The 25,272-nt window shown below is 63.7% G+C and carries 29 protein-coding genes and 3 pseudogenes; 23 read left to right on the top strand and 9 right to left on the bottom strand.

The features are described 5' to 3' along the window. Positions 1–112 precede the first annotated feature (112 nt). The 3 genes from FJ957_RS07405 (at position 113) to FJ957_RS07395 (ending at position 2,807) form a co-directional block, all read left to right on the top strand. Positions 113–1,741, top strand: a complete 1,629-nt coding sequence (locus FJ957_RS07405) for a DNA alkylation response protein (protein WP_140830100.1) — start codon at positions 113–115, stop codon at positions 1,739–1,741. A 167-nt stretch (positions 1,742–1,908) separates the two neighbouring features. Continuing rightward, the gene (locus tag FJ957_RS07400) at positions 1,909–2,466 is read left to right on the top strand and encodes a hypothetical protein (protein WP_140830099.1); all 558 of its coding nucleotides are present in this window, start codon (positions 1,909–1,911) and stop codon (positions 2,464–2,466) included. After that, positions 2,466–2,807, top strand: coding sequence for a DUF6105 family protein (locus FJ957_RS07395; RefSeq protein WP_140830098.1), 342 nt, complete (start codon positions 2,466–2,468; stop codon positions 2,805–2,807). The genes FJ957_RS07400 and FJ957_RS07395 overlap by 1 nt, the downstream gene beginning before the upstream one ends. Here FJ957_RS07395 and ruvX read toward each other — a convergent pair. Further along, complete coding sequence (gene ruvX, locus FJ957_RS07390; protein WP_140830097.1) at positions 2,749–3,231, bottom strand: Holliday junction resolvase RuvX; 483 nt, start codon at positions 3,229–3,231, stop codon at positions 2,749–2,751. The two genes, FJ957_RS07395 and ruvX, sit on opposite strands and share 59 nt — an antisense overlap. A 117-nt stretch (positions 3,232–3,348) precedes the next feature. Here ruvX and FJ957_RS07385 point away from each other — a divergent pair, with 117 nt between their 5' ends. The 7 genes and pseudogenes from FJ957_RS07385 to FJ957_RS07355 all read left to right on the top strand — a co-directional run bounded on the left by FJ957_RS07385 (position 3,349) and on the right by FJ957_RS07355 (position 8,261). Then, positions 3,349–4,056 (top strand): metal-dependent hydrolase, encoded by a 708-nt coding sequence (locus tag FJ957_RS07385; RefSeq protein WP_140830096.1) that lies wholly within the window; start codon positions 3,349–3,351, stop codon positions 4,054–4,056. 60 nt (positions 4,057–4,116) lie between these two features. After that, positions 4,117–4,502, top strand: a pseudogene (locus FJ957_RS07380) (hypothetical protein). Positions 4,503–4,604: 102 nt separating this feature from the next. Further along, positions 4,605–4,892, top strand: a complete 288-nt coding sequence (gene gatC / locus FJ957_RS07375) for an Asp-tRNA(Asn)/Glu-tRNA(Gln) amidotransferase subunit GatC (protein WP_140830094.1) — start codon at positions 4,605–4,607, stop codon at positions 4,890–4,892. 3 nt (positions 4,893–4,895) lie between these two features. Next, positions 4,896–5,354, top strand: coding sequence for a GNAT family N-acetyltransferase (locus FJ957_RS07370; RefSeq protein WP_140830092.1), 459 nt, complete (start codon positions 4,896–4,898; stop codon positions 5,352–5,354). Next, the gene (locus tag FJ957_RS07365; RefSeq protein ID WP_140830091.1) at positions 5,354–6,919 is read left to right on the top strand and encodes an amidase family protein; all 1,566 of its coding nucleotides are present in this window, start codon (positions 5,354–5,356) and stop codon (positions 6,917–6,919) included. The genes FJ957_RS07370 and FJ957_RS07365 overlap by 1 nt, the downstream gene beginning before the upstream one ends. 211 nt (positions 6,920–7,130) lie before the next feature. Then, the gene (locus FJ957_RS32145; RefSeq protein ID WP_246685781.1) at positions 7,131–7,454 is read left to right on the top strand and encodes a hypothetical protein; all 324 of its coding nucleotides are present in this window, start codon (positions 7,131–7,133) and stop codon (positions 7,452–7,454) included. 9 nt (positions 7,455–7,463) lie between these two features. Further along, complete coding sequence (locus FJ957_RS07355; RefSeq protein WP_140830087.1) at positions 7,464–8,261, top strand: YdcF family protein; 798 nt, start codon at positions 7,464–7,466, stop codon at positions 8,259–8,261. Here FJ957_RS07355 and FJ957_RS07350 read toward each other — a convergent pair. Then, a pseudogene (locus FJ957_RS07350) lies at positions 8,210–8,413 on the bottom strand (DUF599 family protein); the annotation flags it as partial. The gene FJ957_RS07355 and the pseudogene FJ957_RS07350 overlap by 52 nt on opposite strands. 119 nt (positions 8,414–8,532) lie before the next feature. Between FJ957_RS07350 and FJ957_RS07345 the strand changes: the two are divergent. The 3 genes from FJ957_RS07345 to FJ957_RS07335 all read left to right on the top strand — a co-directional run bounded on the left by FJ957_RS07345 (position 8,533) and on the right by FJ957_RS07335 (position 11,280). After that, the gene (locus FJ957_RS07345) at positions 8,533–9,936 is read left to right on the top strand and encodes an L-serine ammonia-lyase (RefSeq protein WP_140830086.1); all 1,404 of its coding nucleotides are present in this window, start codon (positions 8,533–8,535) and stop codon (positions 9,934–9,936) included. Between the two features lie 85 nt (positions 9,937–10,021). Continuing rightward, positions 10,022–10,459, top strand: coding sequence for a DUF1489 family protein (locus tag FJ957_RS07340; protein WP_140830084.1), 438 nt, complete (start codon positions 10,022–10,024; stop codon positions 10,457–10,459). Between the two features lie 122 nt (positions 10,460–10,581). Beyond that, positions 10,582–11,280, top strand: a complete 699-nt coding sequence (locus FJ957_RS07335) for a molecular chaperone DnaJ (protein ID WP_140830082.1) — start codon at positions 10,582–10,584, stop codon at positions 11,278–11,280. Positions 11,281–11,322: 42 nt separating this feature from the next. On the opposite strand, the gene FJ957_RS07330 is transcribed toward FJ957_RS07335, so the two are convergent. Then, positions 11,323–12,750 carry a D-alanyl-D-alanine carboxypeptidase gene (locus tag FJ957_RS07330; protein WP_140830080.1) on the bottom strand — a complete coding sequence of 476 codons (1,428 nt, stop codon included), beginning with the start codon at positions 12,748–12,750 and terminating at the stop codon, positions 11,323–11,325. A 289-nt stretch (positions 12,751–13,039) separates the two neighbouring features. Here FJ957_RS07330 and FJ957_RS07325 point away from each other — a divergent pair, with 289 nt between their 5' ends. The 4 genes and pseudogenes from FJ957_RS07325 to FJ957_RS07310 form a co-directional block, all read left to right on the top strand. Next, on the top strand, positions 13,040–13,369 hold the full coding sequence (locus FJ957_RS07325; RefSeq protein WP_140830079.1) for a phasin family protein: 330 nt from the start codon (positions 13,040–13,042) through the stop codon (positions 13,367–13,369). Between the two features lie 278 nt (positions 13,370–13,647). Continuing rightward, positions 13,648–13,974: an ATP-dependent Clp protease adapter ClpS gene (gene clpS / locus FJ957_RS07320; protein ID WP_041000825.1), complete on the top strand. Its 327-nt coding sequence runs from the start codon at positions 13,648–13,650 to the stop codon at positions 13,972–13,974. A 6-nt stretch (positions 13,975–13,980) separates the two neighbouring features. After that, entirely contained in the window at positions 13,981–16,446 is a 2,466-nt protein-coding gene (clpA, locus tag FJ957_RS07315) for an ATP-dependent Clp protease ATP-binding subunit ClpA (RefSeq protein ID WP_140642742.1), read from the top strand. A gap of 65 nt (positions 16,447–16,511) precedes the next feature. Continuing rightward, positions 16,512–16,661 (top strand): annotated as a pseudogene (locus FJ957_RS07310) (chloramphenicol phosphotransferase); the annotation flags it as partial. A 77-nt stretch (positions 16,662–16,738) separates the two neighbouring features. Here the strand turns inward: FJ957_RS07310 and FJ957_RS07305 are convergent. Then, a complete protein-coding gene (locus FJ957_RS07305; protein ID WP_140642737.1) occupies positions 16,739–17,167 on the bottom strand; it encodes an HIT family protein in 429 nt (142 codons plus the stop codon). Beyond that, positions 17,151–17,480: a hypothetical protein gene (locus FJ957_RS07300; RefSeq protein WP_140830077.1), complete on the bottom strand. Its 330-nt coding sequence runs from the start codon at positions 17,478–17,480 to the stop codon at positions 17,151–17,153. Before FJ957_RS07300 ends, FJ957_RS07305 begins: the two co-directional genes overlap by 17 nt. Before the next feature lie 168 nt (positions 17,481–17,648). Here FJ957_RS07300 and FJ957_RS07295 point away from each other — a divergent pair, with 168 nt between their 5' ends. Next, positions 17,649–17,813, top strand: coding sequence for a cytochrome oxidase subunit III (locus FJ957_RS07295; protein WP_140830075.1), 165 nt, complete (start codon positions 17,649–17,651; stop codon positions 17,811–17,813). A gap of 10 nt (positions 17,814–17,823) precedes the next feature. Here the strand turns inward: FJ957_RS07295 and FJ957_RS07290 are convergent, their stop codons facing one another. From FJ957_RS07290 to FJ957_RS07280, 3 genes are read right to left on the bottom strand one after another with little or no spacing between them, the layout of a single operon-like run. Further along, a complete protein-coding gene (locus FJ957_RS07290) occupies positions 17,824–19,038 on the bottom strand; it encodes a GNAT family N-acetyltransferase (RefSeq protein WP_140830074.1) in 1,215 nt (404 codons plus the stop codon). A 54-nt stretch (positions 19,039–19,092) separates the two neighbouring features. Beyond that, entirely contained in the window at positions 19,093–19,821 is a 729-nt protein-coding gene (locus FJ957_RS07285) for a glycerophosphodiester phosphodiesterase (RefSeq protein WP_140830072.1), read from the bottom strand. 8 nt (positions 19,822–19,829) lie between these two features. Next, complete coding sequence (locus FJ957_RS07280; RefSeq protein WP_140830071.1) at positions 19,830–20,294, bottom strand: RidA family protein; 465 nt, start codon at positions 20,292–20,294, stop codon at positions 19,830–19,832. Between the two features lie 139 nt (positions 20,295–20,433). Between FJ957_RS07280 and FJ957_RS07275 the strand changes: the two genes are divergently transcribed. The 4 genes from FJ957_RS07275 (at position 20,434) to tsf (ending at position 23,641) form a co-directional block, all read left to right on the top strand. After that, positions 20,434–21,264 (top strand): cell envelope integrity EipB family protein, encoded by an 831-nt coding sequence (locus FJ957_RS07275; RefSeq protein ID WP_140830069.1) that lies wholly within the window; start codon positions 20,434–20,436, stop codon positions 21,262–21,264. 83 nt (positions 21,265–21,347) lie between these two features. Further along, positions 21,348–21,626: a DUF4031 domain-containing protein gene (locus tag FJ957_RS07270; RefSeq protein ID WP_140830856.1), complete on the top strand. Its 279-nt coding sequence runs from the start codon at positions 21,348–21,350 to the stop codon at positions 21,624–21,626. Between the two features lie 195 nt (positions 21,627–21,821). Then, positions 21,822–22,601, top strand: a complete 780-nt coding sequence (gene rpsB / locus FJ957_RS07265; protein ID WP_140642707.1) for a 30S ribosomal protein S2 — start codon at positions 21,822–21,824, stop codon at positions 22,599–22,601. A 119-nt stretch (positions 22,602–22,720) separates the two neighbouring features. Further along, positions 22,721–23,641, top strand: coding sequence for a translation elongation factor Ts (gene tsf, locus FJ957_RS07260; protein WP_140830067.1), 921 nt, complete (start codon positions 22,721–22,723; stop codon positions 23,639–23,641). A 54-nt stretch (positions 23,642–23,695) separates the two neighbouring features. Here tsf and FJ957_RS07255 read toward each other — a convergent pair whose 3' ends face one another. Then, positions 23,696–24,622, bottom strand: coding sequence for a LysR family transcriptional regulator (locus FJ957_RS07255; protein ID WP_140830066.1), 927 nt, complete (start codon positions 24,620–24,622; stop codon positions 23,696–23,698). 115 nt (positions 24,623–24,737) lie between these two features. Here FJ957_RS07255 and FJ957_RS07250 point away from each other — a divergent pair, with 115 nt between their 5' ends. Beyond that, positions 24,738–25,265, top strand: a complete 528-nt coding sequence (locus FJ957_RS07250) for a nuclear transport factor 2 family protein (protein ID WP_140830064.1) — start codon at positions 24,738–24,740, stop codon at positions 25,263–25,265. Positions 25,266–25,272: the final 7 nt, after the last annotated feature.

Below are 25,272 nucleotides of genomic sequence, written 5' to 3'. Positions count from 1 at the left end.
GGTATTTTCGTCGCGCGCCTTGCATGGCTTGGGCTATAAGGCCCAGTGGCTTCGGATTCGCGACCGCGGCCTTGAAAATGATAGGACCTCCCTGCCAAACGAAGGATTGGGCTTGACCGACGAGGTGATCAACCAGCCGCCGCCGTTGACGGGCGGCAACGCATGGCGGGGCGATCCGTTGCTCATCCAGCTTGCCGAGCGTTTTTCCGACCCCGTGCGCAAGGATCTCGACGGGCTTGGCCGGTTCGTCATGACGCAGGAGGCGCAGGAACTCGCACGCCTCGCCAACACCGACACGCCGAAATTGCGGACGCATGACCGCCAGGGCCGCCGCCTTGACCTGGTCGAATACCATCCGGCCTATCACGCCTTGATGCGCCGCTCGGTCGCTGGCGGGCTGCATTCTTCCGTGTGGGAAAACGGCGATGCCGAGATCGGCCGTCGCCATCAGGTGAGGGCGGCGCGCTTTTATCTGACCGCCGAGCTCGAGACCGGGCATCTTTGTCCCATCACCATGACCAGCGCCTCGCTGGCGGCCTTGATGGCAAGTCCGAAGCTTTTCCGCGAATGGGCGCCGCGCGTGACGACGCGCAAATATGACCAGGCACAGAAGCCTCCGGTGCAAAAGACCGGACTGACGCTCGGCATGGGCATGACCGAGAAGCAGGGCGGCACCGATGTGCGCGCCAACACCACCAGGGCGGAGCGCACGGGAAGCGGGTTCTACCGGTTGACCGGCCACAAATGGTTCATGTCGGCGCCGATGTCGGATGCCTTCCTGGTGCTCGGTCAGGCGCCGGAGGGACTGTCCTGCTTCCTCGTGCCGCGCATCCTGGGCGACGGCTCCGGCAACGGCTTCCGCTTCCAGCGTCTGAAGGACAAGCTCGGCAACCGCTCGAACGCCTCGTCTGAGGTGGAGTTCGTCAACGCGATCGGGGAGATGGTCGGCGACCCGGGCGCCGGCGTGAAGACGATCATGGACATGGTGACGCTGACCAGGCTCGACTGCGCGGTCGCTTCGTCGGCGCTGATGCGGGCGGGCCTCGCCGAGGCCGTCCATCACACGCGTCATCGCCAGGTGTTCGGCTCCAGCCTGATCGACCAGCCGCTGATGCAGCGGGTTCTGGCCGACATGGCGCTCGATGTCGCCGCGGCCACGGCGCTGTCGTTCCGGCTGGCGCGCTCTTTCGACGAGGCGGCAAGCGATCGCGGCGAAGCGGCCTTTGCCCGCGCCATGACGCCTGTCGTCAAATACTGGGTCTGCAAGATCGCGCCGCAGCTGCTTTATGAGGCGATGGAATGCCTTGGGGGCAACGGCTATGTCGAGGAAGCGCCGCTTGCCCGCTACTACCGGGAGGCGCCGGTCAACGCGATCTGGGAGGGCTCGGGCAATGTCATGGCGCTCGACGTGCTGCGCGTGCTTGGCCGCGCGCCCGGCCTATTCGAGGAGGTGCTAACCGGCATCGACCGCGATCTCGGCACCGGCGGGCGCGGCACCATCGGCGTGCTGAAAGCCGCCATGCAGGTCGCCGCGACCGATCAGGGTTCGGCGCGCCTGCTCACCGAACAGCTGGCGCTTTCGGCCGCCGCGGCGGAGCTTCGCAGGCTGGGGGCAGGGCGGATCGCCGACGCCTTCGTCGAAACCCGGCTCGGCGGCCAGTGGCGCACCACCTACGGTATGCTCGATTCGCGCCACGACGCGCGCATGATCATCGACACGCTTTATCCGCCGGTGACCTGATCCGGCTTTTCGGCATCATGCCCCAAAGCCGGATTGCCGATCTGTGGATAGCTGTTAACCTTAACAAATGGTTTCCGTTGCGGCGAACCGTTGCAAAGCCCAATCTCCGCTTGCTGGAGTAGGGAACGGTTAACCATGACCCCCCGAGCTCCGCCAGCGGGAAGCGTATGCGGCACGTGTTGAGCTCAGTTCTGGCCTTGCATTGGGCGGTGGTTTTCGCCCTGCTTGCCTATATCTGCATGGACGGCAGCCGCGGCATAGCGGCGGCGCTTGGTGTGCTCGGCCTCTCAATCCAGGGGAACCGGTTTCCGCAGTTCGAAAATGCCGTCGTGGTCGCGCCGCTTTCGGTCGCGTTTTTGACCGTCGCGGTGCTGTTCTGCTGGACCTTCGTCGAAACGCTGCTGAACGCGGCGGCAAGGCCGGACGCGGGCGAGAGCGTGGCGCGGATCGCCTTCATCTCGGCATCTTTCCTGCTCTCGGTGATTCTCATCGGCGGCGTGGCGCAAGGCATTGACGGCCTGTTCATGATCGTCGCCATCCAGATGACGGCGCTGCTTGCTTCCTACGTCGCCGTGCTGGCCGAACGGCGCTCCACCTTCGCCGCAATGAATTTGCCGGAGGGCGATGTTCGCGCCGCCTCGCGCATGGCGATGGGCGCCGCGCACAGCTCGCTCCTTTCCCGCATATCCGGCCGCCCGGAGCGCAAGCCAGGGGGCAGCCGCTGATGCGCACGCTGTTCGCACTCTGGGCCGCGCCGATGGCGATCTTCTGGGGATGGTTCTTCCTGTCGCTCAACGACATGAATTTCGGCTATGTGATGCTGAGCCGCCAGCTGCATGATTTCGTCTTCGAGCTCTATGGCCAGATGCTGGGCATCGATCCGGCCATTATCCCGGGCATGGTGGCGCGGACCTGCATTTTCGACTTTTTCCTGCTCATGGGGCTTTGGGCCTTCCGCCGCCGGCGCAACATCGCCGAATGGATCAGGCAGCGCCGGTTGGGCGATATCAGCTCCGATCCGCTCGGCCGAGCGACTGAAGCCGGTCCAACGCTCCCTGCAGAATAAAGGCGGCGGCCGCCGAATCGATCTTGCCGGCGCGCTTCTTGCGCGAGAAATCCATCTCGATCAGTGTGCGTTCGGCAGCGACCGTCGACAGCCGCTCGTCCCACAGCACGAAGGGCAGGTCAGACAGCGGCGCCATGTTGCGGACGAAGGCGCGCGATTTCTGGGCCCGCGGCCCTTCCGAGCCGTCCATGTTGACCGGCAGGCCGAGCACGATGGCGCCGACATTGTCCTTCTCGAACTGAGCGAGCAACTGGGCGGCATCGAGCGAAAACTTCCTGCGTAGGATGACCGGGCGCGGATGGGCGAAGGACAGCCCGCGATCGGAAACCGCCACGCCGATCGTCTTGTCGCCGAGATCGAGCCCGGCGAGCGTCCTGCCGCCGGCAAGCCGTTCCGGCAGTTCCTCGATTGAAATAATGCCCAACGGCTTTTCCTGACATCCGGGCGTCACACATTCTTTTGACGGTGAGAAGCGCCGCGCTACTTTCAATTTGCCGGGAGCGTTCTATCTTCCGGCAACGGAAAAATCGAGGAAGTATTCATGAAACTGACCTGGTACGGACATTCGGCATTCCGCGTCGAGACCAAGGACGCCACCATTCTCATCGACCCCTATCTGGTCGGCAACCCGTCCTGGACGGGCGGCTGGGAAGGGCCGGCTGAGGGCGTGACCCATGTGCTCCTGACCCACGGCCACAACGACCATGTCAGCGGCGCGGTCGAAGTGCTGAAGAAAAGTGGCGCCATGCTGGTCGCCAATTTCGAGATCTGCATGTATCTCGTCGGCCAGGGCGTCAGCGGCGACAAGATCAATCCGGGCAATCTCGGCGGCACGGTCGATTGCGGGCCGTTCACCACCACTTTCGTCCAGGCCCTGCATTCGTCCTCCTTCGGCGGTGAGGGCGGCACGAACACCTATCTCGGCAATCCGGGCGGGCTCGTCCTGCACTTTCCCGAGGACAAGACGCTCTACCACATGGGCGACACCGACATCTTCTCCGACATGGGGCTGATCAACGAACTGCACGAGCCGAAGATCGGCATCGTGCCGATCGGTGACCGCTTCACCATGGGCGGCGCGGTGGCGGCGCTTGCCTGCCGCCGCTTCTTCGGCTTCGACACAGTCGTTCCCTGCCATTTCGGCACTTTCTCGATGATCGACCAGACCGCCGACAAGTTCGTCACCGGCATGGAAGGGTCGGGCGTCAAGGTGGCGTTGCCGGAAATAGGCAAGGCGATCATGATCTAGGTTCCTCCGTCAGGAATCTCGAATAAAATCACGGTCTTGAGACAGACTCTTTGCGTTTCGATGCTGGTCGCGGCAACGCCGGCGCCGGCGGCCGACGATTTCATCGAGGGCGTCTACCTGCAATCCGAGGAACTCTGCTACAAGGCCAAGAACGAGACGCTGCAGACCGTGATCGACGCCGGCAACATCGTGCTGACGGCTGAGGGATTGCGAGGGGTCGAGTACAATTGCGAGTTCCTCCAGCTCTGCAAGGCACAGAGCGCGCCGAGCTAGGCCGTGACCGCGATCTGCCGGGAACCCGACCATGTGTTTCCGGAGGTGCTTTCACCCAGGTAAGCGCAAAACAGATCGACCTTGTCTCGGTCCGGCCGGTCGACGATGAGGGCGGGCGGTCCGGCAACGGCGGCAGCTACTATCGTTGCGAAGGCGTGGCGCTGCCTCGGTAGCCGGGCGGGCGGCCGCGTGCCGATCGCTCCGGCATCATCCATGTTGCGCGCTGAGCGCGGCGCCGCTATAGCCCGCACTGGTTTTCCCGAGGCGAAAAGAACATGTCCGTTGATCTTCAGACCGTGAAGCGCGTCGCGCACCTCGCCCGTATCGCGGTAAGCGAGGAGGACGCCGAGCGCATGACCGGCGAGTTGAACGCCATCCTCGGCTTCGTCGAGCAATTGAACGAGGTCGATGTCTCGGGCGTCGAGCCGATGACCTCGGTCACGCCGATGGAGATGAAGAAGCGCCGGGATGCCGTGACCGACGGCAACAAGGCCGCCGACATCGTCGCCAACGCGCCGGCCACGGAAGAGAACTTCTTCCTCGTTCCGAAGGTGGTGGAGTAGGCTGTGGCTGTCGAGATCGCCATCGAGACGCCTTTGCAGGACGACGTGCGTGCGCTGGTCGCCGAACTCAACGCCGCGCTGCTCGAGCTGACGCCGCCCGAGCATTGCTATCATCCCACTGTCGATCAGATGGCGGGTGAGGATACGACCGTATTCATCGCCCGCGACCACGGCCTTGCCGTCGGCTGCGGCGCGCTCAAGCGCCATGACGATGCCACCGGCGAGGTCAAGCGCATGTATACGCGGCCTTCGCATCGCGGCAGAAAGATCGGCGCCGAGATCGTCGGACGGGTCGAGGCGCTTGCCCGGCAGGAAGGGCTGACGCGCCTGGTTCTCGAAACCGGCGACCGGCATCCTGCCGCCTGGACCGTCTATGAGCGCGCCGGATTCTCGCGTTGCGGACCGGTTCTGGATTATCCCGACTCCGAGTGGTCGGTGTTTTACGAAAAGAGCCTTGCCTGATGAGCGATCTCACACATCTCACCATTTCCGAGGCCCGCTCCAAGCTGCGCGGCAAGGAGATCACCGCGGCCGAGATCACCGAGGCCTATCTCGCGGCGATCGATCGCGCCAATCCCGTGCTCAACGCCTATGTGGCTGTCACCGCCGACAAGGCGCGCGACATGGCAAAGGCTTCCGATGCCAGGCTCGCCACGGGCGAGGGTGGCGCGCTGGAAGGCATTCCGCTCGGCATCAAGGACCTGTTTGCCACCCAAGGCATCCACACCCAGGCCTGCAGCCATGTGCTGGACGGCTTCAAGCCGCGCTACGAATCGACCGTGACCAGCAATCTGTGGGCCGACGGCGCCGTCATGCTTGGCAAGCTCAACATGGACGAGTTCGCCATGGGCTCGTCGAACGAGACCTCCTATTACGGCCCGGTGATCAATCCGTGGCGACGCTCGCGCCTCGACACGGTCGTGATGCCGACGACGCATCAGGGTGACGGTGGCTTTGTTTCCGCCGGCGGCACGAAGACGGCGCGGACCTTGGACAATGCCCAGTTGGTGCCGGGCGGCTCGTCGGGCGGCTCGGCATCGTCCGTGGCCGCCTTCCTCTGCGCGGGCGCCACCGCCACCGACACCGGCGGCTCGATCCGCCAGCCAGCCGCCTTCACGGGCACGGTCGGCATCAAGCCGACTTACGGGCGCTGCTCACGCTGGGGCGTCGTCGCCTTCGCTTCCTCGCTCGACCAGGCCGGACCGATCGCGCGCGACGTGCGCGATGCCGCCATCCTGTTGAAGTCAATGGCTTCCGTCGATCCGAAGGACACGACCTCGGTCGACCGTCCGGTGCCGGACTATGAAGCGGCGGTCGGCAAGCCGGTCAGGGGCATGAAGGTCGGCATTCCGAAGGAGTACCGCGTCGACGGCATGCCGGAAGACATCGAGGCGCTCTGGCAGAAGGGCATCGCCTGGCTGAAGGATGCCGGCGCCGAGATCGTCGATATCTCCCTGCCGCACACCAAATATGCATTGCCGGCTTACTATATCGTGGCGCCCGCCGAGGCTTCGTCGAACCTCGCCCGCTATGACGGCGTGCGCTACGGCCTGCGCGTGCCCGGCAAGGACATCATCGACATGTATGAGAAGACGCGCGCCGCCGGTTTCGGCCGCGAGGTCAAGCGCCGCATCATGATCGGCACCTATGTGCTGTCGGCCGGCTATTACGACGCCTACTATCTGCAGGCGCAGAAGGTGCGCACGCTGATCAAGCGCGACTTCGAGAACGTCTTCGCCGCCGGCGTCGACGTCATCCTGACGCCGGCGACCCCGTCGGCTGCCTTCGGTGTGGCCGACGAGGACATGGCTTCCGATCCGGTCAAGATGTACCTCAACGACATCTTCACCGTGACGGTGAACATGGCGGGCCTTCCCGGCATTTCCGTGCCGGCCGGCCTCGACGGCAAGGGCCTGCCGCTCGGCCTGCAGCTGATCGGTCGCCCGTTCGACGAGGAAACGCTGTTCCAGACAGCGCATGTGATCGAAAAGGCCGCAGGCAGATTCCAGCCGGAGAAATGGTGGTAGGATGTCGGCCCCGTCTCGCATATCCATTGTCGAGACGGCAGGCGAACTGATCATCGGCAACCCGCCGCGGCGTTCGACCATAAGAACAGGCTTTGTTCTGCTTTCTGTCGGGATTGTCGCCGTCACCGCGTATTGGGGGCTCTTCGACCGGTCGCCGGCGACGATCGCGATGGGCCTGGTTGGTCTTCTCTCATTCCTGGCTGTCGTCGGGTTGTTCGCCTATTTCCTCGGCAAGGAATTGCTGTGGCTGGCCTCCGCCGGAGAGGAATTGCGCGTCACAAGAACCGCCGTGCTCCGCGAATCCGGGGGCAGCCCGCTTTCCAACCGCGCTTCCCTGACCTTCAGCGGACCGCTTTCGGTCGAAATCCTGGATCACGCCTATCCGACGGACGAGGCCGGACTGAAGGAAGTTGTCCGTTTGACCGGCGCAACAGGTTCAATCTCCTTTGGCCGGGAACTGAGCCGGCCCGAAGCTGAAGCGGTGGCGGAAGCCGTTAGGCGATTTACCGCCACCAACCATTCCTCTGCGCGGTAGGTGCCAAGCGTGTTCTACTATCTTTCCAAGATTCTCTGGTTCTTCATCCAGCCGATCAATCTGGCCGTCTTCCTGCTGCTCGCCGGCCTGCTTGCGGCGCTGTTCGGGCGCCGGCGGCTGGCTGCAACCGGCAGCGTGCTGGCTTTTCTGATCCTGATGCTTTCGGGCTGGACGTCGATTGGCGCGATGATGTTGACCCCGCTCGAAGAACGCTTCCCCAAGCCGCCACTACCGGAAAAGGTCGACGGCATCGTCGTGCTTGGCGGCGGCTTCGAGGGCGCCATCAACCTGGCGCGCGGTGGCTATGAGTTGAACAGCAGCGGCGACCGCATGGTCGAGACCGCGATCCTGGCGAGGCACTTTCCCCAAGCGAAGATCGTGGTGTCCGGCGGCAACGGTTCGCTTTTCCTCGACGGCGAGGGCGACGCCGACACGGCACCGCGGCTGCTCGGCGCTTTAGGCGTTTCGGCCGATCGCATGATCCTCGAGGACAAATCCCGCAACACTTACGAGAATGCCGTCTTCTCGCGGAATCTCGTCGAGCCGAAACCGGGCGAGACCTGGCTGCTGGTCACCTCGGCTTTCCACATGCCGCGCGCCAAGGCGCTGTTCGACAAGGCGGGTTTTGCGACCATTCCGTGGCCGGTCGATTATCGCACCTCGGGCAGGGAAGGCGTCGGCTTCTACCGCGACAATCCGGTCGACTCGGTGCAAGCGAGCACCATTGCGGTGCGCGAGTGGATCGGGCTTTTCGCCTACAGGCTGTCCGGCAGGATCGATCGGTTCTTCCCCGGGCCGGGCGGCTGACCGAGCACCGCCTGCCGGGCCGCGAAGAAGAACTGACGGCGCACCGGCACGGCAAACAGCACCAGCGTCGACACCACGAACACCACCGGATCGACGAACCAGCCGAGATAGCCGACCGAGAAGAAGACGGCGCGCAGGCCCGAGTTGAAGTGATGTCGCTGGCGGAGCAAACAAGGTCGGCAGCCGCCGCGCCGCGGCATGCAAAACAGCGGAAACATCCCGGGAATTCCTATATGTAGGTTTCAAGCGACCCTCAGGAGACAACGACCCCGTGTTCCTTTCGGTTTTCGACCTGTTCAAGATCGGCATCGGCCCGTCGAGCTCGCACACGATGGGGCCGATGACGGCCGCGCGCCGGTTCCTCGACGAGATACTGGCCGATGACTGGCCGCGCCCCGCCGGCGTCAAGGTCGATCGCATCGGCGCCAGCCTGCACGGCTCGCTTGCCTATACCGGCATCGGCCATGGCTCGGACCGCGCCGTGATCCTGGGCCTGGCAGGCCAGACGCCGCAGACGGTCGATCCGGACGAGGCCGACGGCATAGTCGCCCGCATCGGCGCGGAGAAGCGCATTTCGCCGCCCGGGCATCCGGCATACCGCTTCGACCCCGCCAAGGACCTCGCGCTCGACCGCAAGACGCCGCTGACCGGTCATGCCAACGGTATGGCCTTCTATGCCTATGACGCATCCGACCGGCTGCTGCTCAAGCGCATCTATTATTCGATCGGCGGCGGTTTCGTCGTTTCGGAGGAAGAGCTGCAGCGCATGAAGGCAAAGGGCTCGGTGACGACCGAGGGCAAGAACGTGCCGTACCCCTTCAAGAATGCCGTCGAAATGCTGGCGATGGCAGCCAAGAGCGGGCTTTCGATCGCCGAGATGAAGCGCGCCAACGAGGAAAAGCATATGTCGCGCGAGGAGCTGGACGAAGGCCTCGACGCGATCTGGGGCGCGATGAAGGGCTGCATCGATCGCGGCCTGTCGCAGGACGGCATCATGCCGGGCGGTTTGAAGGTGCGCCGCCGCGCGCGGCAGCTGCACGACAAACTGCAGGAACAGTGGCAGCAGAACAGGCCCAATCCCTTGCTCGCCAACGATTGGCTGTCGATCTACGCGATGGCGGTCAACGAGGAGAACGCCGCCGGCGGGCGCGTGGTGACCGCGCCGACCAATGGCGCCGCCGGCACCTTGCCGGCAGTGCTGCGCTACTGGCTGCATTTCCATCCCGAAGCCGACCAGCCGAGCATCCGCGACTTCCTGCTGACGGCCGCCGCCGTCGGTGGCATCATCAAATCCAATGCCTCGATCTCGGGCGCCGAGGTCGGATGCCAGGGCGAGGTGGGTTCGGCTTCGGCGATGGCCGCCGCCGGCCTGTGCGCCGTCATGGGCGGCACGCCCGAGCAGGTTGAGAACGCCGCCGAGATCGCGCTCGAGCATCATCTCGGCATGACTTGCGATCCAGTCGGCGGCCTGGTGCAGGTGCCCTGCATCGAACGCAACGCGCTGGGCGCGGTGAAGGCGGTGACGGCCGCTTCCTTGGCCATCAAGGGCGACGGCACGCATTTCGTGCCGCTCGACGCCGCGATCGAAACCATGCGCCAGACCGGCCTCGACATGAACGAGAAGTACAAGGAAACCAGCCTCGGCGGCCTGGCGGTCAACGTCGTCGAGTGCTGAGGTCTCATCGAGACTCCCAGGCTGGCCCTGTGGAGAAGTCGCTCAAGGCGTTGACGCGTCGACCCTTGCGGCTAAATCTTGGGGCATGTCACTCAATCTCATCAAACTGTGCGTCGGCTGCGACAGCGTCGAGGACCTCGAGGAGTGGATTGCCTTCCGCCTCGATGAGCGGCGACGCGCCGGCGAGCCGGCCGAGCATTGGCACACCACCCGCATGGTGCCGACGCGCGGCGGCGAGATCACCGACGGCGGCTCGCTCTATTGGGTGATCAAGGGCAGCGTGCAGTGCCGGCAACTGATCACGGAGATCCGGCCCTTCACCGACGATGAAGGTATCGGCCGCTGTCATCTGATGCTCGATCCCGAGGTCGTGCGCACCGACTGGCAGCCGCGCCGCGCCTTCCAGGGCTGGCGCTACCTGAAGCCTGCCGATGCGCCGGCCGATCTCGGCAAGGGCGGGCCGGCGTTGGCCGAGATGCCGCCGAAGCTGAGGCTCGAACTCGCCGAGCTCGGTCTGCTCTAGCGCGGCTTTGTTTACCGCCCGCGGCGCTGGCCCTTCGGCTCGCCCGGTGTGGGACTTGCAAGCGCCGGACCTTGGTCCCATCCTATTTCTATGCTCGGTCGTCCCTATGGCGGTGCTAATCGATGGGCGTGATCCTTGCTTTGGCAGCGATGCTCGTGGTGCTTTTCGGCGCCGCGATGCTATTTGTGCGCGCGGACGCGGCAAGGATGGCCGACGGTCTCAGATCGCTTGGGCCGGCCTTCCTGGGGCTGGTCGGCGCGCCCATGCTGATCTTCGGCCGCAGCCTTATCGGCGGATTGCTTTTGCTCGCGGCGCTGGCCTGGGTCGGATGGATACGCACGAGGCGGCCTCCGGCGCGGGCGGCCGCCTCCAAGCATTCGACGGTGCGCACCGCCGCGCTCGAAATGGACCTCGACCATGACAGCGGCAGGCTCGAGGGGCTTGTCCTGGCCGGGCGTTATGAAGGCAAGATGCTGGGGGCCATGGGACTGACGGACCTGCGCCAACTTCATGGCGAACTCAGTCCCGATCCGGAGAGCCGCCAGCTCCTAGAGACGTATCTTGACGGCCGTTTTTCCGTCTGGCGCAAGGACGCGCAGCCTCACGGTGGCGAAGGGCTGGGTGTTGCGCCAGGTGCGGGCGCCATGACTAAGGAGGAGGCCTACAAGGTCCTTGGTCTTGAAGCGGGGGCTGCCGCGGCGGATATCCGCAAGGCGCACCGCCGCCTGATGCAGCGCCTGAACGCCGATGTCGGCGGCACGTCTGTCCTGGCGGCGCGGATCAATGAAGCCAAGGACGTCTTGCTCTCCAATCACGATTAGTCTCCTTCGACGCCGGTACCTTCCGGGAGATTCAACAGCCGCCTATTGCTCGACGGCGTAGCACGAGATTTTCTTGCGCTTCAGGGCATCGCAGGCCTTCCAGGCGGCGCCCTTCGAGCCGAAGCCGCCGAAGCGGGCGCGGTAGTAGGTGGTGCCGTCCTTGTCGAATGCGACGGTGAAGCCCGATGCGTCGGCAAGGATCCCCGGCGCCTGCTTAGCGGTCTGATCGAGCAGCGCCTGGGCCCCCGTTTTCGTCGGCGAGGAGGCAACCTGGACCACCCAGCCGGACGGCACCGACGACGTCTTTACCGGATCGATCGCGGGCGCTGCCGGCGCGGGTTCGGCATAGGCGGTGACGACCTGGGGCGAGGTCTCTTGGGATTCAGGGGCAGGCGCCATGGCGGCGACGGCAACCGTCTTCACCTTCTTGACCTTGATGACCGGCTTCATCTCCTCGGCCACCTGCTGGGCGTCGTCCTGGACATCATCGCCGGCTGAGGCAACGACAGTGTCATCCGTTACCGGCTTGGCGTCCGGAGTGGGCGCGTCATGCTTGGGCAAAAAGACCTTGGCCAAGGTCTGGATCGGATTGTTGCCGCCCTTGGCGATGAGATCGCCACCGCCGCGCGTCGAGGCGCGCGGCAGATAGGTGTTGATCAGCGCGGCCATCTGGTTGTCGCGGCTGCGGCCGGAAGCGCCGCCCATTACCACCGCGACGAGGCGGCGATCGCCGTCGGCGACGGAGGAGACGAGGTTGTAGCCCGAGGCGCGGGTGTAGCCGGTCTTGATGCCGTCGACACCCTTGATGCGGCCAAGCAGGCGATTGTGGCCGTTGATGCGCTGGCGGCCATACAGGAACGAGCGCTGCGAGAAATAGCCGTAATATTGCGGGTAGTGCTCGCGCAGCGCGATGCCAAGCATGGCCATGTCGTGCGCCGTGGTGAACTGGCCGGGATCGGGCAAGCCGTTGGCGTTGCGGAAGACGGTGCCGTTCATGCCGAGCTGGCGTGCCTTGGCCGTCATCATGCGGGCGAAATTGTCTTCGCTGCCGCCGAGCATTTCGCCGAGCGCGGTTGCCGAGTCATTCGCCGATTTCGTTACGATCGAGAGAATAGCGGTCTCGACCGGAACCGAGCCGCCGGGCCGAACGCCGAGCTTGGTCGGCGCCTCGGCGGAGGCATGCGCGGAAAACGGAACCGGCGTGTTCTTGCTGATCCTGCCTTTCGCCAACGCCTCGAAGGTCAAATAGAGCGTCATCATCTTGGTGAGCGAAGCCGGATAGCGCCGGCCATTGGCATCGGCCGAATAAAGCACCTTGCCGGTCTTGGCGTCGACGACGATGGCCGCGGACCTTGCCGCAAGAGCCGAAGCGACATCGGCGGCGACAATCGTCACCGCGAGCGCGGCAACCATGATTGCCTTGAAGGAGAGAGAAGATTTGGAGACGAAGCCCGACAACGCCTGACGCACCGTTACTTACCCTGAATTTTCGTTGCCCCGGAGGCGGCAAAGGGAGTGCCTGCCTCGCTTCCGGCCAAGCTATCGCGCCCAGCGTTACCAATCCGTTTATGGTAACCGCAGCGTTCACCATTTTTCGGCAAATCGAGCTTCTCTTTAATCGAATTTTACCGGCCGCCGGCGCTGGACCCTTGTTTACCCAAGGGATTCTTGACCTTTTGTGCATTGCACAATATATTGAGGTGCATTGCACAAGGGCGCCCGGGGCCAAAAGGGCGTTTCAACCAAAGGGAAGCATGAAATGACCCAGACCTATGAGGACTTCTCGAAATACGGCAAGGAATTTGCCGACACCGGGCTGAAGAGCTTTGCCTCGCTCACCAAGGGCGCTCAGGCGATCGCCACCGAAGCCGGCGAATACACCAAGAAGAGCTTCGAAGCCGGCAGCGCTGCCTTCGAGAAGCTGTTCGCGGCCAAGTCGATCGAGAAGGCCGTCGAGATCCAGACCGACTATGCCAAGCAGAGCTATGAGAGCTTCGTGGCCGAGGCCAGCAAGATCGGCAATCTCTATGCCGAACTCGCCAAGGAAGCTTACAAGCCCTTCGAATCGGTGGTCGCCAAGGCGAAGTAATTTCGCCCGATCACACCCGACAAGGCCAGCCGGCCAGTCGAAAAGGCCCGGTCGCGGAAACGCGGCCGGGTTTTTTCATGCGCGATCGCAACTCGATGCACATTAACCGCATTCACGATTGAGAAATTCGCTGAGGTTTGCCCACCTAGCCATATTGTCAGCTAAACAGAAGGGCTTAAAATCGTTCATCGAGAACCTACATGTTGAACTCGCATGAGGATTCGAAAAGGCTGGACTACGTGACGATCGGTTTGACTGCCACGGCAGGCGTGGTGCGAATGCAAGGTGACGGAGACCGCAACGATCCCGGTCGCGGCACCGCTGTCATCACGCGCACCAAAACCAAGACCAAGAAGCCCAGTCTCTACCGGGTCCTCATTCTGAACGACGACTACACGCCGATGGAGTTCGTCGTTCACGTCCTGGAGCGGTTTTTCCAAAAGGACCGCGAGGCCGCCACACGCATCATGCTTCATGTTCACAATCATGGAGTGGGCGAGTGCGGTGTCTACACATTCGAGGTGGCCGAGACCAAAGTGTCCCAGGTCATGGATTTCGCCCGACAGAATCAGCATCCGCTGCAATGCGTGATGGAGAAGAAGTGAGGTAACATGCCGGCTTTCTCCCAAGGCCTGGAAAAGGCGCTACATCAGGCGCTGACATTCGCCAACGAGCGGCATCATGAATATGCGACGCTCGAACATTTGCTGCTCGCCCTGATCGACGACACCGAGGCGGCCGCCGTCATGCGTGCCTGCAACGTCGATCTCGACGAGCTCAAGCATACGGTTCTCACCTATATCGACACCGAGCTCGACAACCTCGTCACCGGTTACGACGAGGATTCGAAGCCGACGGCAGGTTTCCAGCGCGTCATCCAGCGCGCCGTGATCCATGTGCAGTCGTCCGGCCGCGAGGAAGTGTCCGGCGCCAACGTGCTCGTCGCCATCTTCGCCGAACGCGAGAGCCATGCCGCCTATTTCCTGCAGGAACAGCAGATGACCCGCTACGACGCGGTCAATTACATCTCGCATGGCATCGCCAAGCGCCCGGGCGCTTCGGAGTCGCGCACGCCGCGCGGCGCCGAGGACGAGCAGGGCGGCCAGAATGGCGCCGAGCCGCAGGAAGAGGGCGGCAAGAAGAAGCAGCAGGACGCGCTGACGGCCTACTGCGTCAATCTCAACAACAAGGCGCGGGCCGGCAAGATCGACCCGCTGATCGGCCGCGACAGCGAGATCAACCGCACCATCCAGGTGCTGTGCCGCCGTTCCAAGAACAACCCGCTCTATGTCGGCGACCCCGGCGTCGGCAAGACGGCGATCGCCGAAGGCCTGGCCAAGCGCATCGTCGAAGGCGACGTGCCTGAAGTGCTGCAGGATGCCACCATCTTCGCGCTCGACATGGGCACGCTCTTGGCCGGCACCCGCTATCGCGGCGACTTCGAGGAGCGGCTGAAGCAGGTCGTCAAGGAGCTCGAGGATTATCCGGGCGCTGTGCTGTTCATCGACGAGATCCACACGGTGATCGGGGCGGGCGCCACTTCGGGCGGCGCCATGGATGCATCGAACCTTCTGAAGCCGGCGCTGTCGTCCGGCGCCATCCGCTGCATCGGCTCTACCACCTACAAGGAATTCCGCCAGTTCTTCGAGAAGGACCGCGCGCTGGTGCGGCGCTTCCAGAAGATCGACGTCAACGAGCCGACCATCGAGGACGCCATCGAGATCATGAAGGGCCTGAAGCCCTATTTCGAGGAGTTCCACAAGGTCCGCTACACGAGCGAAGCCATCAAGGCCTCGGTCGAGCTGTCGGCGCGCTACATCAACGACCGCAAGCTGCCGGACAAGGCGATCGACGTGATCGACGAGACCGGCGCCTCGCAGATGCTGGTGCCGGAAGCCAAGCGCAAGAAGACGATCGGCATCAGGGAGATCGAGGCGACGATCGCCACCATGGCGCGCATCCCGCCGAAGACGGTCTCGGCAGATGACGAGAAGGTGCTGCAGGGGCTCGATATCGAGCTGAAGCGCGTCGTCTACGGCCAGGATACGGCCATCACCGCGCTGACCTCGGCGATCAAGCTGGCGCGCGCCGGCCTGCGCGAACCGGAGAAGCCTATCGGCTCCTACCTGTTCTCAGGGCCAACCGGCGTCGGCAAGACGGAAGTCGCCAAGCAGCTTGCCGCCTCGCTTGGCGTCGAGCTGATCCGCTTCGACATGTCGGAATATATGGAACGCCACACCGTCTCGCGGCTGATCGGCGCGCCTCCCGGCTATGTCGGCTTCGACCAGGGCGGCTTGCTGACCGACGGCGTCGACCAGCATCCGCACTGCGTGCTTTTGCTTGACGAGGTCGAGAAGGCGCATCCGGACCTGTTCAACATCCTGCTGCAGGTGATGGACCACGGCAAGCTGACCGACCACAACGGCAAGCAGATCGACTTCCGCAATGTGATCCTGATCATGACGACGAATGCGGGCGCGTCGGATGCGCAACGCGCGGCGATCGGTTTCGGTTCGACCAAGCGCGAAGGCGACGACGTCGAGGCGATCAACCGGCTGTTCACGCCGGAGTTCCGTAATCGCCTCGATGCCATCATCCCGTTCGGCTCGTTGCCGGTGCCGGTCATCCATCAGGTGGTGCAGAAGTTCGTCATGCAGCTCGAGGCGCAGCTGTCCGAGCGTGGCGTCACCTTCGACCTGTCGCCGGACGCGATCGCCTGGCTGGCCGACAAGGGTTACGACGAGCGCATGGGCGCACGTCCGCTCGGCCGCGTCATCCAGGAGCACATCAAGAAGCCCCTGGCCGACGAGGTGCTGTTCGGCAAGCTCAAGAAGGGCGGCACGGTGCGCGTCACTGTCGAGAAGAAGGAAACCGGCGAGTCCGGCCTGAAGCTCGAATCGCTCGCCGACGAGTCGCCGGTGCAGCCAAAGAAGGAAGAGCCGGAAGACGCGCCGAAGCCGAAGAAGGCGGTCGCCAAGAAGCCTGCGCCCAAGAAGGCGGTGGCGCAGAAGCAGGAGCCGAAAGGCAAGGACGGCAACAAGCGCAGCCTTGTGCCGCAACTGCCGCGCAAGGGCTGACAGGCCCTCGCTTGAAATACAAAAGGCCCCGGAAACGGGGCCTTTTTCGTTGAAAGGAGCACCGCTTGGAAGCCGGACAGATCATCATCCTCAATGGCGCGCCACGCTCGGGAAAATCGAGCGTCGCCGCGGCGATCCAGGAGACATTCGAGGGTGTGTGGATCAATCTCGGCGTCGACGCCTGCGCCCAAGCGACGCCGCCTCGGCTGCGCCCGAGAGGCTCATCGCGGGACCGGCGCCAATGACTTTCCACACATTGGCGAATTTGCCGACCGCCTGAGCGTCGGTCCGTTCAGCTTCCCAGCGCTGCCCGGATCTTGCCGGCGTTCTCGGCCAGCACCTCCGGCTTCTCCATCTGGCCCGAATGCGGCTTCAACGGTACGCCCTCGAAGCGCGGGACGACGTGGACATGGAGATGGTAGACGGTCTGCCCGGAAGCCGGTTCGTTGAATTGCATCAGGGTGACGCCGTCGGCGTTGAAGGCCTTTTTCACCGCGACCGCAACTTTCTGCGCCACGCCGAACAATGGGCCGAGCGTTGCCGGATCGGCGTCGAGCATGTTGCGCGACGGCGCCTTGGGCACCACCAGCGTGTGGCCCATGCCTTGCGGCATCACATCCATGAAGGCGACGACCGCGTCGTCCTCGTAGACGCGGTGCGAGGGAATCTCGCCGCGCAGGATTTTCGCGAAGATGTTGCCGGGATCATAGGCTTCGGCCATGGGGTGACACTCCCAATTGCATTCTCCATCCGGTGTAGCGAAGCCGCCGATGGGCGGCAAGGCGCTCAGGCGAGATGCCGATGATGGCCGTCAGCATGAGCGTCATCCAGAGCGCGACGATCGCGCCTGGAAAAAACAGGTGCAGGAAAGCAAAGAGAAGGAGGAAGGTGGAGAAGCCGAGAGGCCAGGTTCCCGGCTTGCCTTCGAGCCGGACGGTCAACAGCAGCGCGCCCGCAAGCCCCGCCACATCGAGCCATTGCCCGACGCCCCAAGATGCCCAAAACAGCATGCCAACCTCAAGGTGCTCGCGCACCAATGCCCCTGGCGATGACTTAGCGGATTCCACCAATTCGGTAAACGGCAGGCGTTGAGCCGGCTTCGTTGCTTGGCCAATATTATAGGCAGCTCTCGACGGCAGGCTCTGCTATTGCTTGAGAACCGACATTTGTCGTCTGATGCGGCAATCTAGGACGGAGCAATCATGAAGTGGGTCGTCGCCGGTTGGCTGCTGTTCATCGTATCGGCAATGTTTTTCATCGCCGCAGCATGGCGCGCCGGCGATTTGCTGGCGCTTGCCGGCGCGGTGCTGTTCCTGGTCGCCTGCTTTTCGTTCCTGGTTCCGATCGCCGCCCGAAAGCCGCACTGACCGCGAGACCTTATTCTGCGAGGTCCTTGCGGAAGGGTGTGTGCTCTTCGAGATATTCGCCCATGCGCTCGACTTCGCGCCGCTCCCGCCTAAGATAGTCGGCGACGGCATTGCGCAAACCGGGATGCGAAATGTAGTGCGCCGAATGCATGGTCACGGGCCGGTAGCCGCGCGCCAGCTTGTGCTCGCCCTGCGCGCCGGCCTCCACCACCTTGAGCTTGCGCTCGATGGCGAAGTCGATTGCCTGATGATAGCAGACCTCGAAATGCAGGAAGGGGTGGTCCTCGATGCAGCCCCAGTTGCGCCCATAAAGCGCGTCGGAACCGATGAAGTTGATGGCGCCGGCAATGTAGCGGCCGTTGCGCTTGGCCATCACCAGAAGAATGTCATCGGCCATGCGCTCGCCGATCAGGGAGAAGAACTGCCGGTTGAGATAGGGCCGGCCCCATTTCCTGCCCCCGGTATCCGTGTAGAAGGCGAAGAAATCGTCCCAGGCGCTTTCGGTGATGTCCTTCCCGGTCAACCAGTCGATCGAGATGCCGTCGGCAAGCGCCTCGCGACGCTCCTTCTTCATCGCCTTGCGCTTGCGCGAGGCAAGCGTGGCGAGGAAGTCGTCATAGTTCGAAAAACCTTCGTTGAAGAAATGGAACTGCTGGTCGGTGCGATGCAGGAAGCCTGCCGCTTCCAGCGTCGCGACATCAGGCTCGTTGGCGAAGGTGACATGCGCGGAAGAGACGCCGAGCTTGTCGGTCACGAGTTTCAGGCCTTCCGCCAGTCCGGCTCTCACGGCACCTACATTCTCGCCTTTGCCGACCAGAAGGCGAGGGCCGGTGACCGGCGTGAACGGCACCGAGCATTGCAGTTTGGGATAGTAGCGGCCACCGGCGCGCTCGAAGGCGTCCGACCAGCCATGGTCGAAGACATATTCGCCCTGGCTGTGCGACTTGAGATAACAAGGGACGGCGCCGAGAAGCCTGCCTTGCGCGGTTTCGAGTCGCAGATGGTGGCCTTGCCAGCCGGTGCGCCGCACGGCGCAGCCGGAATCTTCCAGTGCGCTCAGAAAAGCGAAAGAAACCAGCGGGTTGTAGCCGTTTTCTTTGTCGCCGCGCGTGGTTCCGGCAAAGCTGTCCCACTCGTTGCAGGTGAAGGCGCCGATGCCCGCCGCGACGCGGATCGCATAATCCGCGTTCGCTGCCCGTCCATCGTCGTTGTCGCCTTGATCCATGCGGCTTATTTAAGCGTCCTCAAGGCTGCTACAAGTCACGTTTCAGGCACCGCCTCATGCGACCTTGACCAGATCGGGTTCGAAGCCCTCGAAGGTCATCTGGTCGGCATATCTGAAAGTGAGGTCGACCGCCGGCTGGTCGTGCACGGTCCAGGTGATGACCGGCATTTTCAGCTTTTCGCGCACGAAGCTGACAAAGGGGTTGGGCAGGTCGCCAGCGGCGTAAGAGGTGAAGGCGAGGCCGTGCGCGAGCATGGCGAAATGCGCCTCGATCGACTGATTGTCCCTGCCATAGGCGGTCAGCCCGCCGGGGATGCCCGGCGCGTCCTTGGCGAAGTCGCGGATCAGCCAGTGATCGAACGACATGATCGCCACCTTGCCCTTGTAGCGCTCGAGCAGCCGACCGACGGTCGCCACCAGCCCGGCATCGTGGCCGGGAACGCCTTTCAGCTCTACCACCAGCGGCACGCGGCCGTCGATCAGGTCGAGCGCTTCCTTGAGTGTCGGCACGTGGTCCTTGGTGCCGCCGATCTTGAGCGTCGCCAGTTCGGCCGCGGTGCGCTGCCAGACGAAGCCGTCCTGGCCGGTCAGGCGTTTCAGATCGCCGTCATGGATGATGACCGGAACGCCGTCCGAAGAGATATGCACGTCGCATTCGATGGCATAGCCGCGCTCGGCCGCCGCGGCGAAGGCCGACAGCGTGTTTTCCCAGCGCGTCTTGTTCATGTCGTGGAAGCCGCGATGTGCGACAGGCTGCGCGATCAGCCAGGAAAGATCGGTCATCTCGAACCTCACGCGACTTCGAAGATCGCTTCGATCTCGACCGCGGCGTTGAGCGGCAGCGAGGCGGTGCCGACGGCGGAACGGGCGTGCTTGCCGCGCTCCCCGAGTGCCGCGACCAGGAAGTCGGAGGCGCCGTTGGCGACAAGATGCTGTTCGACGAAATCCGGGGCGGAGGCGACGAAGACGGTGATCTTGACCAGGCGGCTAATTTTTTCGAGGTCGCCGAGTGCTGCCTTGGCCTGCGCCAGGATGTTGATGGCGCAGAATTTCGCGCCTTCCTTGCCGGCGGCCGTGTCGATGTCGCGGCCGAGCAGTCCGCTTGCCTGCAACTTGCCGTCCTTCAGCGGCAGCTGGCCGGCGGTGAACAGCGTGTTGCCGGTGCGGCAATAGGGCACGTAGTTGGCGGCGGGCGCGGCGGCGGCCGGAAGGGTGACGCCAAGATCGCTTAGCCGCTTTTCGATTGTTTCGCTCATTGGTTTTCCCTATTGCTGGAAGACGCCGCGTTGGCGGGGCCGAAATTGCTATTTTTGCCTCGCTTCCGCCACGACTTTTTTTAAGCTGGACCATCTTTCCCTGCGGCCTGCCCCCCGGCCGCGACGATCGGAGCAACGCATGCGCGCAACGCGCCTTTTCCTCGCCGCCGCCTGTTTCTCGGCGGCGCTTCCGATGGCGCCGGCCTTTGCGGTGCCCGCGCTGCAGGCGCATCGCGCCGTCTACGATCTCACGCTCAGCAAGGCCTCCGACCGTTCAGGCATTACCGGCATCACCGGCCGCATGGTCTACGAGTTCAACGGCTCGGCCTGCGAAGGTTATACGGTCAAGTTCCGCTTCGTCACGCAGATCGTCACCAGCGACAACACCAGGCTGACCGACCAGCAGACGACGACTTTCGAGGACGCCGAAGGCAAGACCTTTTCCTTCGTGACGAAATCCTTTGTCGACCAGAACCTCGACAAGGAAGTCAAGGGCACGGCGACCAGGGAAGCGAAGGGCCTGAAGGTCGATATCGACAAGCCGGAGAAGAGCAGCCTCGATCTCGCGGCGACGCAGTTTCCGACTCAGCATCTGGTCGAGCTGATCGGCAAGGCCGAGAAGGGCGAGAATTTCTACCAGACCAATCTGTTCGACGGCTCAGAGGATGCCAACAAGGTGATGACCACCACCGTCATCGTCGGCAAGAAGACGGACGCAGAAAAGACGGATCCGGAAGCGCCGGCGCTGGCCAAGCTCGCCTCCGACAAATACTGGCCGGTCGACATCGCCTATTTCGACGATACCGACAAAAGCGGCGAGGAGGTGCCGGAGTACCGGATCAGCTTCAAGCTGCACGAGAACGGCATTACTCGCGACCTCGTCATGGACTATGGCGACTTCTCGATGACCGGCAAGCTGGTGAACCTGTCGTTGTTCGACCAGACCAAGCCTTGCCCGGCGTCGAAATAGCAGCGCTTCGACGGTGGCCGACCCGGCTTGCACGCCTGGCCTGCGAACGCCATGTGTGAGGCTCACCGAATGCGGCGAGCATGATGGCGGTCTATGTCGATGCGGCGATCTGGAAATGGGCCGGCCACCGCTGGTGCCATCTCCTTGCCGACGACACGGACGAGCTGCATCGCTTCGCCACCGAACTCGGCCTCAAGCTTTCCTCCTATCAAGGGCCGCCCAAGACGTCGGCGCCGCATTACGACATCACCGGCTTCGAGCGCGATCGCGCGGTTCGGCTTGGCGCCATCGAATGCAGCCGCGAGGAAATCGTCGCGATCTTTCGCCGCGTCAGGGTGCCGAACGGCAAGCTAAAACGCTGAGATTTGGGCGGATCGCCGCAGGTAAGGGCGTTTTCCCGGCTTGCGTTTATGAGACTTCCCCTCTATATGCGCGCTCATTCCACACACGGACTTTGGTGTCTGCCCGGGAAAAATCCGGCTGAAACCTCCGGTGGCATCAGGACATACGTCCGAAATGCCTGTGTCCGTGGAGGCCAACCGGAAAGGAACTAAAGAATGGCTCTGCCAGATTTCAGCATGCGCCAGCTTTTGGAAGCTGGCGTTCACTTCGGCCACCAGACCCACCGCTGGAACCCGAAGATGGCGCCTTACATCTATGGCGCCCGCAACAACATTCACATTATCGACCTGTCGCAGACGGTGCCGCTGCTGCATCAGGCTCTGAAGCAGGTGTCCGACACTGTCGCCAAGGGCGGCCGCGTGCTGTTCGTCGGCACCAAGCGCCAGGCGTCCGACATCGTTGCCGACGCCGCGCAGCGTTCGGCCCAGTACTATGTCAACTCGCGTTGGCTGGGCGGCATGCTCACCAACTGGAAGACGATCTCGAATTCGATCCAGCGCCTGCGCAAGCTCGACGAGACGCTCGCCGGCGAGGCCCAGGGCCTCACCAAGAAGGAGCGCCTGAACCTCGATCGCGAGCGCGAGAAGCTCAACAAGGCTCTCGGCGGCATCAAGGACATGGGCTCGACGCCGGACCTGATGTTCGTCATCGACACCAACAAGGAAGCGATCGCGATCCTCGAGGCCAAGCGCCTGGGCATTCCGGTCGTGGCCATCATCGATTCGAACTGCGACCCGGACAAGATCGACTTCCCGATCCCCGGCAATGATGACGCGGCCCGCGCCATCCAGTTCTATTGCGACCTGATCGCCAAGGCCGCCATCGACGGCATCGCGCGCCAGCAGGGCGCGCTCGGCGTCGACATCGGCGCTTCGGCCGAGGCTCCGGTCGAGCCCGCGCTCGACACTCCGGCCGCCCAAGCTCCGGAAGCTTGATAAGGAAGGCCGGGTCCCGGCCTTCATCTTTCCAATAAATTGGCGCGCTAAAGCGCTTTTGCCGAGCGCATCATCGAGTCCCGATGGTGCGTCGGCGCATTTGAAACAAAGAGGCGACAATGACGATTTCGGCTGCACAGGTCAAAGAACTCCGCGACTTGACCGGCGCGGGCATGATGGACTGCAAGGCGGCGTTGAACGAGACCAACGGCGACATGGAAGCGGCCGTCGACTGGCTGCGCAAGAAGGGTATCTCGAAGGCCGACAAGAAGGCCGGGCGCACCGCCGCCGAGGGCCTGATCGGCGTCGATGCCGGCGTGCGTGAGGCCGCGGTTGTCGAAGTCAATTCCGAGACCGATTTCGTCGCCCGCAACGAGCAGTTCCAGGAACTGGTCCGCAATGTCGCGAAGGTCGCGCTCGCCTATGGTGCGACCGAGGCGGTTGCCGCGGCCAAGTATCCGGGCTCGGACAAGACGGTCACCGAGACCGTCAAGGACGCGGTCGGCACCATCGGCGAGAACATCAATTTCCGCCGCTCGGCGAAGCTCACCGTGCCGCATGGCGCGGTGGCGACCTATGTGCACAACGCGGTTGCCGATGGGCTGGGCAAGCTCGGCGTGCTGGTCGCGATCGAGACCACCGGCAACGAGCATGCGGCCAACGCCTTTGCCCGCCAGGTGGCGATGCATGTCGCCGCCAGCAACCCGGTCGCGCTGAGCGCCGAGGAAGTCGACCCGGCGCTGGTCGAGCGCGAGAAGGCGATCTTCTCCGATCAGGCGCGCCAGTCGGGCAAGCCGGAAGCGATCATCGAGAAGATGGTCGAGGGCCGCTTGCGCAAGTTCTATGAAGAGGTCGTGCTTTTGAAGCAGGCCTTCGTGCTCAATCCCGACATCACCGTCGAGAAGGCGTTGAAGGATGCCGAAAACGAGATCGGCGCTCCGGCGAAGATCACCGCCTATTTGCGTTACGCGCTGGGCGAAGGCATCGAGAAGGAAACGACCGACTTCGCGGCGGAAGTCGCGGCGGCGGTCAAGAAATAGCTCCGATCCGAGGGGAGCGCTCGGCGTTTCCCTTAAGGTGAAGAGCTCACGAGCTCAGGCAACTCGGCCGGGTGTCCGCATGGATGCTCGGCCGATTTCTTGTGCGGTGTCGATAAAGGCCCTGAGCTTCGGCGCCATCGATGCGCGACGCGGGAAGTAAAGGAAAAGGCCGGGCTCCTCGATCGCCGTCTGCGGCAGGATCTGGACGAGACGACCGGCTGCCAGGTCGGCGCGCACCAGCGGCTCGAAGACGTAGGCGAGCCCGAGGCCGGCCAGCGCCAGATCGATGGCGCCAAGCGAATCCGTGACGACGGCCGTGCCGCGCGTTTCGACGACGACATCCTTGCCGCTGTCGTTCAAATCCCAGCGGTAAAGCGCGCCCGATCGGACCAGCCGGTAGCCGACGCAGTTGTGATTGGCGAGATCGGCCATGTCGCGTGGACGGCCGTGCTTGCCGACATAGGCGGGAGAGGCGACGATCACGGCCTTGAACGGCGGCGTCATCCTGACGGTGACCATGTCCTGTGCGATCATCTCGCCCAACCGGATGCCGGCGTCGAAACCTTTGCCGACGATATCGATAAGTCCCTGGTCGGCAACGATCTCGACCGTCACGTCGGGATAGCGTTCGGCCATGGCCGCGACCACCGGCGTCACCGCCAGGGGGATCGCTATGTTGGAAGCGTTGATCCTGAGCAGGCCGGCCGGCCTTCCCTTCACGCCGCGGATCCGGTCCATCCGCTCGGCGATGTCCTGCAGGGCGGGGGCCGCCGTCTCCACCAGCGCCTTGCCTGCCTCGGTCAGCGAAACGCTGCGCGTCGTACGCGCAAACAGCGGTTGGCCGATGCGCTCTTCCACCAGCCGCACCGCGTGGCTCACCGCCGAAGCGCTCATGCCGAGCTCGGCCGCGGCAAGCGCAAAGCCGCCGCGTCGCGCGACAGCGACGATGACCGGAAGATGGCTAAGCAGGTCGCGATCCATTCATGAATGACATCGCACAGTCTTTGCGAACAATGCAATCTTATCGATGCTCCCGAGCCGGCTCATATTGGCGTCAACACATCGGCGGCGGGCTGATTGGCCAAGGAGAGACGAAATGAACCTGTTGAGACATGTAGCTTTTGCTGCAGGAATAGTGCTGGCGCCGGTGGATGCTGGCGGTGCCGAACCGGCCGGCTGGCAGGCCCTGGCCGACGAGCGTGCCGTCATCCGCATCGCCGACGCCATCGACCGCGCGGTGGATGCGCAGGACTGGAAGCTGGCGCGCAGCTATTTCGCCGAGCGTGTCACCGCCGATTTCAGCACTCTGTCTGGACAGCCCGCGGCCAACATCGCCTCGGACGACCTGATCGGCGCCTGGGCGGGCAACCTCAAGGGCAGCAAGACCAGCCTGCATCTGCGCACCAACCATCAGGTGTCCTTCGACGCCGGTGCGGCGACGGTTCGCTCCAACGGCTATGCCTGGAACCGGATGGAAGGCAACGGCGACCCGCTCTGGGAAGTTTGGGGCACCTACGAGCACCACCTGACGCGTTCCGGCACCGGCTGGAAAGTCGACGGCTTCGCGTTCCGGATAACGCATGAGCGCGGCAATCCCTGGGTCAAGGCGACCCCCGGCTCATAACGCGCCG

This window comes from Mesorhizobium sp. B2-4-6 (genome assembly GCF_006442775.1).
Taxonomy (GTDB): domain Bacteria; phylum Pseudomonadota; class Alphaproteobacteria; order Rhizobiales; family Rhizobiaceae; genus Mesorhizobium.
The sequence above is the reverse complement of the archived record's forward strand: the minus strand, read 5'-3'. Positions and strand labels throughout refer to the sequence as shown.

Bases quoted from the DNA above. Each gene is read 5' to 3' on its own strand.
- FJ957_RS07400 (WP_140830099.1), top strand. From the start codon at position 1,909: ATGCGGCACGTGTTGAGCTCAGTTCTGGCCTTGCATTGGGCGGTGGTT.
- FJ957_RS07395 (WP_140830098.1), top strand. From the start codon at position 2,466: ATGCGCACGCTGTTCGCACTCTGGGCCGCGCCGATGGCGATCTTCTGG.
- FJ957_RS07385 (WP_140830096.1), top strand. From the start codon at position 3,349: ATGAAACTGACCTGGTACGGACATTCGGCATTCCGCGTCGAGACCAAG.
- gatC (WP_140830094.1), top strand. From the start codon at position 4,605: ATGTCCGTTGATCTTCAGACCGTGAAGCGCGTCGCGCACCTCGCCCGT.
- FJ957_RS07365 (WP_140830091.1), top strand. From the start codon at position 5,354: ATGAGCGATCTCACACATCTCACCATTTCCGAGGCCCGCTCCAAGCTG.
- FJ957_RS07340 (WP_140830084.1), top strand. From the start codon at position 10,022: ATGTCACTCAATCTCATCAAACTGTGCGTCGGCTGCGACAGCGTCGAG.
- FJ957_RS07335 (WP_140830082.1), top strand. From the start codon at position 10,582: ATGGGCGTGATCCTTGCTTTGGCAGCGATGCTCGTGGTGCTTTTCGGC.
- FJ957_RS07325 (WP_140830079.1), top strand. From the start codon at position 13,040: ATGACCCAGACCTATGAGGACTTCTCGAAATACGGCAAGGAATTTGCC.
- clpS (WP_041000825.1), top strand. From the start codon at position 13,648: ATGCAAGGTGACGGAGACCGCAACGATCCCGGTCGCGGCACCGCTGTC.
- clpA (WP_140642742.1), top strand. From the start codon at position 13,981: ATGCCGGCTTTCTCCCAAGGCCTGGAAAAGGCGCTACATCAGGCGCTG.
- FJ957_RS07305 (WP_140642737.1), bottom strand. From the start codon at position 17,167: ATGGCCGAAGCCTATGATCCCGGCAACATCTTCGCGAAAATCCTGCGC.
- FJ957_RS07295 (WP_140830075.1), top strand. From the start codon at position 17,649: ATGAAGTGGGTCGTCGCCGGTTGGCTGCTGTTCATCGTATCGGCAATG.
- FJ957_RS07290 (WP_140830074.1), bottom strand. From the start codon at position 19,038: ATGGATCAAGGCGACAACGACGATGGACGGGCAGCGAACGCGGATTAT.
- FJ957_RS07285 (WP_140830072.1), bottom strand. From the start codon at position 19,821: ATGACCGATCTTTCCTGGCTGATCGCGCAGCCTGTCGCACATCGCGGC.
- FJ957_RS07280 (WP_140830071.1), bottom strand. From the start codon at position 20,294: ATGAGCGAAACAATCGAAAAGCGGCTAAGCGATCTTGGCGTCACCCTT.
- FJ957_RS07275 (WP_140830069.1), top strand. From the start codon at position 20,434: ATGCGCGCAACGCGCCTTTTCCTCGCCGCCGCCTGTTTCTCGGCGGCG.
- FJ957_RS07270 (WP_140830856.1), top strand. From the start codon at position 21,348: ATGGCGGTCTATGTCGATGCGGCGATCTGGAAATGGGCCGGCCACCGC.
- rpsB (WP_140642707.1), top strand. From the start codon at position 21,822: ATGGCTCTGCCAGATTTCAGCATGCGCCAGCTTTTGGAAGCTGGCGTT.
- tsf (WP_140830067.1), top strand. From the start codon at position 22,721: ATGACGATTTCGGCTGCACAGGTCAAAGAACTCCGCGACTTGACCGGC.
- FJ957_RS07255 (WP_140830066.1), bottom strand. From the start codon at position 24,622: ATGGATCGCGACCTGCTTAGCCATCTTCCGGTCATCGTCGCTGTCGCG.
- FJ957_RS07250 (WP_140830064.1), top strand. From the start codon at position 24,738: ATGAACCTGTTGAGACATGTAGCTTTTGCTGCAGGAATAGTGCTGGCG.